Source organism: Variovorax sp. P4_D9, assembly GCF_056401695.1.
Genome location: NZ_JBFUIU010000323.1, coordinates 1 through 9,732 on the forward strand (window position 1 = coordinate 1; position 9,732 = coordinate 9,732).

The window sequence follows — 9,732 nt, forward strand, 5'->3', positions numbered from 1 at the left end:
TGTCCTACCAGCGCCAGACCGGCTACCGGGGTGAGGTCGTAGTCGAGTTGCTTGACGATGAAGGGGCGCATTGGAAGGAATCGGATACTGCGTTTGCAACAGGCCCATAAACGCCCCACACCTGTCTCGCGTTTACCAAACCACCTCAAATCGATCGCACCCGCAGGGTGAGCCCCTTTCACTCTTGGGCTCACGGATTCAGGTGCATATACTAAAAGGGGGCGTGCGCGTGAGCACGCCCAAGGTCATCCCCGAAGCTCATATTCCGGAGGAAGCGATGGCCATTCGCCCCGAACCGAGAAAGAATCGCCTGCTTGGCGCACTGCCCGATGCCGAATGGCAGCGTTGGCTACCGCAACTGGAAGCGGTCGARATGCCGCTGGGCCAGGTGCTGTATGAGTCGGGYACCACGTTGAGCCAYGTCTACTTTCCGACCACCGCCATCGTCTCCTTGCTGTACGTCATGGAGAACGGCGCTTCGGCSGAGATCGCCGTGGTYGGCAACGAGGGSRTSGTKGGCATCTCGCTGTTCATGGGGGGAGAGTCCACCCCCAGCCGTGCGGTCGTGCAAAGCGCAGGCCATGGCTTCCGGCTCAAGGCACAGGTGATCAAGGAGGAGTTCAACAGGGCCCCTGTGCTTCACCTTCTGCTGCGCTACACCCAGGCTCTGATCACGCAGATGGCGCAAACGGCGGTCTGCAACCGGCACCACTCGCTGGATCAGCAACTGTGCCGCTGGCTGCTGCTGAGTCTGGACCGGCTGCAGGGCAGTGAGCTCGTGATGACGCAGGAGCTGATYGCCAACATGCTCGGGGTGCGCCGCGAAGGCGTGACCGAAGGGGCACTCAAGCTGCAGAGGGCTGGCCTGATCAGTTATGCGCGGGGTCACATCTCGGTGCTGGACCGGCAAGGGCTGGAGCGACGCTCCTGCGAGTGCTATGAGGTGGTCAAGAAGGAATACGACAGACTGCTTCCGGACAGGATAGCCATCTAGACGGTCGGACGGCCGAAGACGAGGGCAACTACGTCGCCGTCCAGCGTTTTTTCCCAGGGGCCTGACTTCATCGCGGGCCCGTGGTTCATCGAGCCCGTCGCTCGGCTTGGCATCTGCCGCGCTGCGACAAGGCTGAAGACGGTCAGGAGCACACTAATGAGGCGTCCTTGAACGAGGCGCTGCATCCGCCCTGGCCCATTCCGCCGCTCCGAAGGCGGCTACGGAAATTACGTTACGTTCCGCTGTCTGCTCTCACACCTCTAGCTACTTTCCGGCGCAAGAATGCCGTTTTTGAGTTTCTGCGTGGCGAGGCAACAAAGGCCAAGGCCGCCGAGATCGGCGGCCTTGGTTTCAGTGCGCGGTGGAGGAAGAAGGGGATGGTCTCAGCGTTTGGCTGAAGCTGCGAGAGCGAGGCCGATATTGATCAGATTGTCTGCGACGACGCCAAGCCCTAATCGGCAGGAACAAATAATGTGAAGGAAGACGCTGCCTGCCCTCGCACGGATTGCGTCCGTGCGGGCAGTTCCTTCAGATTATTTTGTGAACCATCAGAGCGAGTCGAGCCAGGTGAGCACGCTCGAATCGCGCCTCCAGCGCGGCGGCTTCTTGATTTTGGACGATGGATCGAGCTTCTCGAGCGCATCCCGCTTGGTCTGCAAGTTGGCTTGGGCGTAGTGATTGGTGGTGTCGAGGTGGGCATGCCCGAGCCAGTCACGAATCACCGTCACGTCGACTCCTGAAGCGACCAAGTGGACTGCAGTTGCGTGTCTGAATCGATGCGGCGTTACCTTCTTCGATGACAGCGTCGGCACGGTCCGTGCGGCCGCCTCGACATACTGTGCAAGCTTGAAGCGTACCCCCGAAGCGCCGAGCGGCGCGCCGTAGCGGTTCACAAACAGCGGCTCATCGTCGGCGCGAGGTTGTCGTTTGAGTAGCGCTTTGAGCAGCGCGACGGTCTCTGGCCACAGTGGGCAGATCCGCTCCTTGCGACCCTTGCCCAACAGGTGCACGCACGAGGGCGTGTCGAATCGGATCGCTGCCGGACAAACGTCGAGCGCCTCTTGGATGCGCGCGCCGGTGTTGTAGAGGAAGGACAGCAACGCGTGGTCACGCTGGCCCTCGAGACACTTGCGATCGGGCTGGGCGAGGATGGCCTCAATCTCGCTCGACTCGAGGTAGCACGGCGCGGGGCTTGGTGGTCTTCTTGGTCGGGATGTGAAGGACGTCGGCGCACTGGGCAATTGCCGCCGGTTCGCGCTCGGCGACGAAGTGAAAGAAGCTGCGCAGCGCCGCGAGTCGACAGTTGCGCGTGCCGATCGATACGCCACGCTCGACCTCACTGTGCAGCAAGAAGGCGGCCACTTCGGTGGYCGTGAGCTCAGCTAGGGTGATGCTCGCAACGGAGCGCTTGTGACGCGCCGCGACAAAGCGAAGGAACAGGCGCCATGTATCACGATACGAACGTACCGTGTGAGCCGAGACGTTGCATTGCTGCACAAGCCGCTCGTAGAAGAACGCATGTAGCAGCCTGGGAAAGGGGTTGTTCGGCTTCATTGGGAGCCTCCCTGCGAGGCGTGCAGGCTGTGCGTGGCGAAGGCCCGAAAACGCTCGCTTGCCTGCTGCAGTAACTCCTGCGTCACGGTCAGATAGACCAGCGTCGAGTTGATGTCCTTGTGGCCAAGATAGGTAGCAAGGTAAGGCAGACGTGCCTGGGGATTGATTCCCTCGCGGCGTTGTCCAGTCTGATCAGGCCAATGCGCAATCCCTCGAGAAAGCCCGGGACCAGGCCGTTGGGCAGACCTGCACCGTCCTTGTAGACGAGCTTTGGCAGCGCCTTGAACTCCCTCGGGCTCCAGGGCGTCAGCAGGTTGTTGAAGGTCTCGAGGAAATCCGCCGATGACACGCGTGAACGGTGGGAGAGGTGATACGCAAGGATGCATTTCGGATGCTGGGAGACCAGCAAGCACAGCGACATTCGCTCCATGGGCAGGACAAACCGGCGACCCTCGTGCTCGAACGTGACCGTGCCGATGGCCGGGAGTTGTTGCTCGTCGTAGCAAGCGATGTCGCAGGGCAAGAGCGGCTGCAGCCAACCGGTCTTGCCGCTGCCGCCGTCCAGACCATCATTCGCCTCCTGTCCAAAAAGCCCGTTGCGCGCAGCGCCGGTGCCTCGGTCTCGGATTCCGTCCAGGACGTAGTTGCGCATGGCCTCATAGGCACAAGTGACAGTGCAAAGGGGATACTGCGTCGGCCCCACACCCTTGTTGCGCAGTTCGCCTAAGAACGTTCGGTGCACCGCAGCCCGATTGAGAGCGATGGATTCAGGTTCCCTCCCCTCGTGCCTGGCGATTGCCTTGTCGAGGACTGCCTTGGCGGTTGGATCTGAGAGCACGGATTCTCCCTGGGTAGGCATCAAGGACCAACCCCTTTTAGGCCCGCCTTGTGCGGGACTACTTTTGACCCCGCCGGCACGACCCTCATGACTGACATCGACTTCGAAGAAACCATCGTCTTGCCGCGCTGCGCGAAAAAGGCGATTGCCCCTGCTTGAGCTTCGCCTGGCTGCGCTTGGAAAGTCGAGCGCAGCACCGCGATCGGCGGAGCGGCCCAAGCGCGGAAGAACATGACCATCTTCGCGGTAGGCACAGAACCGAATCCGAGATTGCCGCAACTCAGTGCCAGACAAGGAGAACGACATGGAAGACGATCCTCGCCCCATCAATGTCATTCGTGCTGAACTGGCCCGAGCCAAGGATCTGCTTGCTGCCTTGGGCTGCGACACCGGGGGCACCGTCCGTTGCTTTGCCCGCCAGCGCGTCATGAGCCTGGCCGAGGAGCTCTGCGCTGCAGAGGACGCAGCCGAGCGCATCGCAGAGACGGTCGCATTGAAGTGGATCTCTCGCTATGCCAGTGGCAAGGGCCTGGCGATCAATGAAGGCCACGATCTGCAGGGCCCTTGACACGCCAAGGGCAACGTCGGGAGTGCGCGAGGAGGCGTCAGGGCGAGCCTTGGGTCAGGCAATCGATCCCTTCGTTGTCCTGGCATCCCGTGCCGACGCAAAGGTCAGCCGAATCGCCGGCCGATTGCTTGATTGTCTTGACCGCTTTGCGGCGCCCCGCCAGGCTTGCGCGTGTCCACGAGCGCGGTAGCGACCAGGATCCGTGTGCCCTCATGCGATTGCTTTTCTTCACTGAGCTGCCGCTGAAGATCGTCCGGTCGCTGCTGAAGCGCCGAGCCTTGCGACTGGGCCTGCACCAGGAGACTTGCTTGACCGGCGAGTTGCTCGCGGAGTTCGCGCTTGGCCGGCCTCCGCGTCTCGATGGCCATGCGAGACGAACTCTGGACTTGACCCAGTCGGTGAATCGCATTGTATGAAAGTCGCCATTGATCTATTTCGGCGACATTCTTGATCCGCCCTTTTGAGGCACTCCCTAAGCTCTGTAAGGGTTACTACAGCGTCCTCTTTTCGCGGAGGCGCCGAGCTTGTGGCGCCTGAGATTGCGTTGGCCGATTCTAGTTTGCCGGAGCGGTGGGTGCGGTTGCCAGAGGGGCTGACGGCTGGCTGGGCGTCAGGTGTCAGCGATCGGCGTAATCAGGCCACTTCAGAGTTGGCGTATTCCGGCCACCTGAGGCCGGGCGACGGCGCCCCACCGGGTGCTTGCGCCGACGAAACACCTTGGCCAGCACCGGCAGAATCTTTAGCGACCAGCGGTGGACAGTGGCGTGGTCGACCAGCACACCGCGCTCGGCCATCATCTCTTCCAGATTGCGCAGGCTCACTGGGTAGGCCGCGTACCAGCGAACGCACACGAGCATGATCTCCAGCGGGAAATGCAAACGCCTGATGGCCCCTCGCAGGGTCGAGTTCGCAAGTTGGACGTGCAGCGGTACCATTGCTGCATTGTGGCCGACCGACCATCGCGACAGAACCCATGTTCCTGATGCCCGATGGCGTGGCGAAGCACAGGGACCGCTCGGAGACTGACGACCGCTACTCGGCGCCCTCTCGCAGGACTTCAAGAAAGCGCATCGCAAGCGGCGAGAGCACGTGATTCTTGCGCATGACCACGCCGATGGCCCTCGTGAAGCGCGCCTCCGCGAAGGGYAGCGGCGCGAAGCCCTCGCCACCCGGCCCTGCCAAGCTGGCTTCGCTCATGAGCGCCACCAGGTCGCTGTGCGCGAGCAGCCGGCTCAGCGGGGACGCCGTGTTGCTCACCTCGACAGCGACTCGGGGGGGTGGAAGGCCGGCCTCCGCCAACCTTGCCTCTACCCCGCGGCGGGCAGCGACGTCGGGTCCCGGCAGCATCCACTGCGCATCCACCAGATCCTGCAACCGCACGCGACGGCGCGACAGCAGAGGATGGCCTTCGCGCACGACCATGCAGAGGTCGTCCTTCATCAGCGGGAGCGCCTGTAGGTCGTCGGGCAACGCACGCGGGATCGCGTTGATGCTCAGGTCCAGGTCGCCCAGGCGCAGCGCGGCGAGCAGCGTGTCGTTCAGATTGATCATCAAGCGCAGCCGCGCGGCCGGGCGCTGCTGATGCAACTGTAGGAAGGCCGGCACAAACAGGCGATCCGCGTAGAGCGGAGACACGCCCACGCGCAACGTGCCCATCGCGCCCAGGTGCAGGTCCGCGGCTTCCTTGATGGCGTCGCCCAAGCTGGCGCGCAGGGTCTGCGTGCGCTGGCGGAACTGTTCGGCTACCGACGTGAGCGTCATGCCGCGCGCGCCTCGCTCGAACAGCGGAAAGCCCAGCTCCTTCTCCAGYCGCTGCAGACCCTTTGTCAGAGCGGGTTGCGACAAGCCCAGGGCCGCGGCAGCGCGGCGCACCTGCCCGTGCTCGGCCACCGCCAGGAAATAGTCAATGTCGTCCAGCCGCAGGGCCATGGCGCCTCCGTGTAGATTCCCGCCGCACTTGGGCGTGACCGCTCCGATAACCGGGCGTTATCAGAAAGCACGACTGGATTATCCGCAAGAGGGCCCTCGCTTCCTAGACTTCCGCATCACTTCAGGAGACAACGGATGAACCATCGCCCTTCCACAGCGGAGCCTCGATCATGAACCTCGGCATGTACCTCGCGCGCGGCGCCCGCCAGTGGGCGGACCGGCCCGCCGTGCTATTCCGCGACGGCGCTCTCAGCTACCGTGACCTGGAGCTGCGCTCCAACAGGCTCGCCCACGCCCTCAGGGCGCTGGGCCTGCAGCGCGGCGACCGCGTGGCGGTGGTGTCGCCCAATCGGCCGGAAATCGTGGAGCTGGAGTGCGCGCTCTACAAGGCCGGCCTCGTGAAGGTGGCACTCAACTCGCGGCTCGCCCCCCAGGAACTGGCGGACGCACTCGCCAACGCCGAGCCCGTTGCCTGCCTTGCCGGACCTGAGCACCGGAGTATGGTCGRAGAGGCTTCGGCGAACGTGCCGTCCTTGACGCACCGAATTGCCTTCGATGCGGGGCACGCGAATGAGAAAAGCGGCTGGCTCTCGTACGAAGAACTTCTGGCCCGCGCTCCCGACACGCACCTGCACGAGGAGATGCGGCCGGAGGAACTGGCCGTCCTGCACTACACCTCCGGTTCGACGGGCAAGCTCAAGGCCGCGATGCAGACGGTGGGCAACCGCTACGTGTCACTGCGCAAGAACGCCATGGGGCGCATGCACGCCGCCCCGGGCGACGTGCTCATGCTATCCGGCCCGATCACGCACGCGAGCGGCATGTTCATCCAGCCCATGCTGTTCCAGGGCGCGACCATCCTGCTGATGGAAGGCTTCCGTCCCGCCGAGTACCTCGAAGCCATCGAGAAGCACCGTGTCACCATGGCCTTCCTGGTGCCGGCAATGATCTATGCGCTGCTGGCCGAGCCGAGCATTCGCACGCGCGACCTCTCCAGCTTGCGCCTCCTGAGCTACGGCGCTGCACCGATGTCGCCGTCACGCATTCGGGAAGCCTGGGCGGCATTCGGCCCGGTGCTGGCGCAAGGCTACGGCGCGGGCGAGACCACAGGCGGCGTCGTGGGCCTTGGCATCGCCGACCACGCGGCGGCCATCGAGGGCGGCAAGGACGCGCTGCTGTCCGCCTGCGGGCGTCCCTTCTGCGAGTCGGATGTGCAGATCCTGGACGACGCAGGCCTGCCCGTCAGCGGCGACGCCATCGGCGAGATCTGTGTGCGCGGCCCCGACGTGTTCGCCGGCTATTGGCGCGAGCCCGAGCAGACAGCGCAGGCGCTGGATTCCAACGGATGGCTGCACACCGGCGACTTGGCGCGCATGGACGAGGAAGGGTACATCTACATCGTCGACCGAAAAAAAGAGATGCTGGTCTCCGGCGGCTTTAACGTTTATCCGAGTGAGATCGAGTCGGTGCTGGCCCAGCACCCCGCGATCTACGAGGTGTGCGTGGTCGGCGTGCCCGACGACCACTGGGGCGAGACGGTCAAGGCGGTTGTCGTTCTGCGAGATGGTGCCCGCGCCGATGACGGCGAGATCATGGACTTCTGCCGCGGCCGGCTGGCGGACTTCAAGCGGCCGCGTTCGGTCGACTTCGTGCCGCAGTTGCCGAAGAACGGCAACGGCAAGCTCTCGCGCAAGGACGTGCGCGAGCACTACTGGCGCGGCCGCGAGCGGCGCGTGAACTGAGGAAACCGTCATGAATACCATCAACCCGCCCCTGCGCATGCCGCTGCCTCCTTTCGAGGGCTCCGACGCCGCACACGATTTCATCGCCCGCCTCGACACCTTTCTTCGCGACGAACTCCAACCACTCGCCACCGAGCACCACATCACTTCCGAGAACGGCGCGCCGCGCGCGCTGCTGGAGCTGGTGTGGAAGCGCTCGCGCGACCTCGGCTTCTACGGCATGACGCTGCCCAAGACGCTGGGCGGCGCCGGCTTCAACGTCGTCGATCACGCGCTGATCAAGGAGTTCATCTACGCCAGCGGTTCCCCTTTCGCGCCGCACGTCCTTGGCGAGCTGACGGGGCCGCCGCGCGTGGGCGCGCTGGCCAAGCAGGCGACGCAGGATCAGATGGAACGTTTCATCCTGCCCGTAGCACGCGCAGAAAAGGCGATCTGCTTCGCGATCACCGAGCCCGAGGCGGGCTCGGATGCCGGCGCATTGCAAACGCGCGCCGTGCGCGACGGCGACAGCTTCGTGCTAAACGGAACCAAACGCTTCATCTCGGGCTCCCCCTTCTGCGACTTCGCAGTGATCATCTGCTCGACCAGCGAGGACCCGGCGGTGCGCGAGACAACGGCCTTCTTCGTCGAACGCGATCGCGAAGGCTTTCGCGTCGAAGCAGGCTACAAGACCATGGCGGGCCAATCCCATACAGGCAACATCGTCCTGACCGACTGCCGCATTCCAGCCACCAACCAGATCGGCGACCGTGGCCGCGGACTGGCGCTGGCCCTTGGACGGATCACCGTGAACCGGCTTCTGCACTGCCCTGCGATGCTCGGCCTGGCTCGGCTGGCACTGGAGGATTCCCTGGCGCATGCCGCGACGCGGCGCCAGTTCGGCCAGCCCATCGGCGCCTTCCAGGCGGTGCAGCACTTGCTCGCCGATATGGCCACCGAACTTGCCGCAGCGCGCGCACTGATGCTCAGCGTGGCGCGCAGCCTGGACGCCGGCGGCGAGGCGCGCGCCGATGCGTCGATGGCGAAGCTGTTCTGCTCGGAGACCGCCTTCCGCATCGCCGATCGTGCCGTGCAGGTGCATGGCGGCGAAGGCATCGTGCAGGGCAGCCGCGTCGAATTCCTCTTCCGGCTGCTGCGCATGTACCGCGTGCTGACCGGCACCAGCGAAATCCAGCGCAACACCATCGCGCGCGAGCTGCTCGGCCACGCGGTGCGCTAAACCACAGGTCAGGAGACAAGCATGCAGACAATCACCCGACGCAGCCTGTTGCTGGCCGCCGCCGGCCTCGCACTGCACGGCGCGGCGCTGGCGCAGGAGTACCCCGCGCGGCCGATCAAATGGATCGTTCCCTACCTCGCCGGCACCGCCCCTGACACGACTGTGCGCATCACTGCCGAGGTGATGTCGCAGATCCTCAAGCAGCCCGTGGTGGTGGAAAACAAGGGCGGCGCGGCCGGCAACCTGGGCGCGCAGATCGCGGCCCGCGCGCCAGCCGATGGGTACACCTGGGTCTACTCCGCCACGCCCATGGCCACCAACATGCGCATGTACCGGAAGCCCGGCTACGACGTGATGAAGGACTTCATCCACGTGGGCGGCATCACGCGCTCGGACGTCGTGCTGGTCGTATCAGCAGACTCCGGCATCAGCAGCGCGAGGGACCTTGTCGAACGCATGCGTCAGCAGCCTGGCAAGTTGTCCTATGCTTCCGGCGGCGTGGGCACCCCGGCGCACATGGGCGCCGAACTCATCCTCAAGACGACCGGCACGCAGGCACTTCACGTTCCCTATAAGGGCGCGTCGGAGTCGGCGAATGCCGTGCTGGGCAAGCAGGTGGACTTCGCGCTCACGATCAGTTCGGTGTCGCTGCCCCACATTACCGGCGGGAAGCTGCGGGCGCTGGCGGTGACGGCGCCTACGCGCAATCCGCGGCTGCCCGAAGTACCCACGCTGGCCGAAGCGGGCATACCAAACGTCACGCTGGTGTCCTACGGAGGCCTTTCCCTGCCGGCCGGCACGCCGGGATCCATCGTGCAACGCGTCTCTGACGCGCTGCAGAAGGCGCTGGCCGACCCCGGCGTCCGCGCAAAGCTCGAAGCCAACGGC

Annotated in this window: 12 protein-coding genes and 1 pseudogene; 6 read left to right on the plus strand and 7 right to left on the minus strand. The window is 64.5% G+C overall.

Going from position 1 to position 9,732, the window contains the following annotated elements; translation table 11 throughout:
* A partial coding sequence (locus AC1DY5_RS29010; protein ID WP_478117039.1) for a hypothetical protein occupies positions 1-182 on the minus strand: 182 nt, incomplete at its 3' end.
* 95 nt (positions 183-277) lie between these two features.
* Here AC1DY5_RS29010 and AC1DY5_RS29015 point away from each other — a divergent pair.
* Positions 278-994 (plus strand): Crp/Fnr family transcriptional regulator, encoded by a 717-nt coding sequence (locus AC1DY5_RS29015; RefSeq protein WP_478117058.1) that lies wholly within the window; start codon positions 278-280, stop codon positions 992-994.
* Positions 995-1,161: 167 nt separating this feature from the next.
* Complete coding sequence (locus AC1DY5_RS29020; protein ID WP_478117041.1) at positions 1,162-1,392, plus strand: hypothetical protein; 231 nt, start codon at positions 1,162-1,164, stop codon at positions 1,390-1,392.
* Positions 1,393-1,542: 150 nt separating this feature from the next.
* Here AC1DY5_RS29020 and AC1DY5_RS29025 read toward each other — a convergent pair whose 3' ends face one another.
* The 3 genes from AC1DY5_RS29025 to AC1DY5_RS29035 form a co-directional block, all read right to left on the minus strand.
* Positions 1,543-2,235 carry a tyrosine-type recombinase/integrase gene (locus AC1DY5_RS29025; protein WP_478117042.1) on the minus strand — a complete coding sequence of 231 codons (693 nt, stop codon included), beginning with the start codon at positions 2,233-2,235 and terminating at the stop codon, positions 1,543-1,545.
* Positions 2,150-2,548: a site-specific integrase gene (locus AC1DY5_RS29030; protein WP_478117044.1), complete on the minus strand. Its 399-nt coding sequence runs from the start codon at positions 2,546-2,548 to the stop codon at positions 2,150-2,152. Before AC1DY5_RS29030 ends, AC1DY5_RS29025 begins: the two co-directional genes overlap by 86 nt.
* An 88-nt stretch (positions 2,549-2,636) precedes the next feature.
* The gene (locus AC1DY5_RS29035; protein ID WP_478117045.1) at positions 2,637-3,386 is read right to left on the minus strand and encodes a hypothetical protein; all 750 of its coding nucleotides are present in this window, start codon (positions 3,384-3,386) and stop codon (positions 2,637-2,639) included.
* 304 nt (positions 3,387-3,690) lie between these two features.
* On the opposite strand from AC1DY5_RS29035, the gene AC1DY5_RS29040 reads away from it, so the two are divergent.
* A complete protein-coding gene (locus tag AC1DY5_RS29040; protein WP_478117047.1) occupies positions 3,691-3,954 on the plus strand; it encodes a hypothetical protein in 264 nt (87 codons plus the stop codon).
* A gap of 104 nt (positions 3,955-4,058) precedes the next feature.
* Here the strand turns inward: AC1DY5_RS29040 and AC1DY5_RS29045 are convergent, their stop codons facing one another.
* From AC1DY5_RS29045 to AC1DY5_RS29055, 3 genes and pseudogenes are all read right to left on the minus strand, one after another.
* Positions 4,059-4,322 (minus strand): hypothetical protein, encoded by a 264-nt coding sequence (locus AC1DY5_RS29045; RefSeq protein WP_478117048.1) that lies wholly within the window; start codon positions 4,320-4,322, stop codon positions 4,059-4,061.
* A 315-nt stretch (positions 4,323-4,637) separates the two neighbouring features.
* A pseudogene (locus AC1DY5_RS29050) lies at positions 4,638-4,889 on the minus strand (IS6 family transposase); the annotation flags it as partial.
* 97 nt (positions 4,890-4,986) lie between these two features.
* Complete coding sequence (locus AC1DY5_RS29055) at positions 4,987-5,883, minus strand: LysR family transcriptional regulator (protein WP_478117050.1); 897 nt, start codon at positions 5,881-5,883, stop codon at positions 4,987-4,989.
* Positions 5,884-6,053: 170 nt separating this feature from the next.
* Between AC1DY5_RS29055 and AC1DY5_RS29060 the strand changes: the two genes are divergently transcribed.
* From AC1DY5_RS29060 to AC1DY5_RS29070, 3 genes are all read left to right on the plus strand, one after another.
* Positions 6,054-7,625 carry an AMP-binding protein gene (locus tag AC1DY5_RS29060; RefSeq protein WP_478117052.1) on the plus strand — a complete coding sequence of 524 codons (1,572 nt, stop codon included), beginning with the start codon at positions 6,054-6,056 and terminating at the stop codon, positions 7,623-7,625.
* A 10-nt stretch (positions 7,626-7,635) separates the two neighbouring features.
* Positions 7,636-8,844 carry an acyl-CoA dehydrogenase family protein gene (locus tag AC1DY5_RS29065; protein WP_478117054.1) on the plus strand — a complete coding sequence of 403 codons (1,209 nt, stop codon included), beginning with the start codon at positions 7,636-7,638 and terminating at the stop codon, positions 8,842-8,844.
* A gap of 21 nt (positions 8,845-8,865) precedes the next feature.
* The coding region (locus tag AC1DY5_RS29070) for a tripartite tricarboxylate transporter substrate binding protein (RefSeq protein WP_478117056.1) at positions 8,866-9,732 on the plus strand (867 nt) is incomplete at its 3' end.

What these genes read in the sequence shown, in the direction of transcription:
- AC1DY5_RS29040 (WP_478117047.1), top strand. Translation starts at nt 3,691, where the DNA reads ATGGAAGACGATCCTCGCCCCATCAATGTCATTCGTGCTGAACTGGCC.
- AC1DY5_RS29045 (WP_478117048.1), bottom strand. Translation starts at nt 4,322, where the DNA reads ATGGCCATCGAGACGCGGAGGCCGGCCAAGCGCGAACTCCGCGAGCAA.
- AC1DY5_RS29065 (WP_478117054.1), top strand. Translation starts at nt 7,636, where the DNA reads ATGAATACCATCAACCCGCCCCTGCGCATGCCGCTGCCTCCTTTCGAG.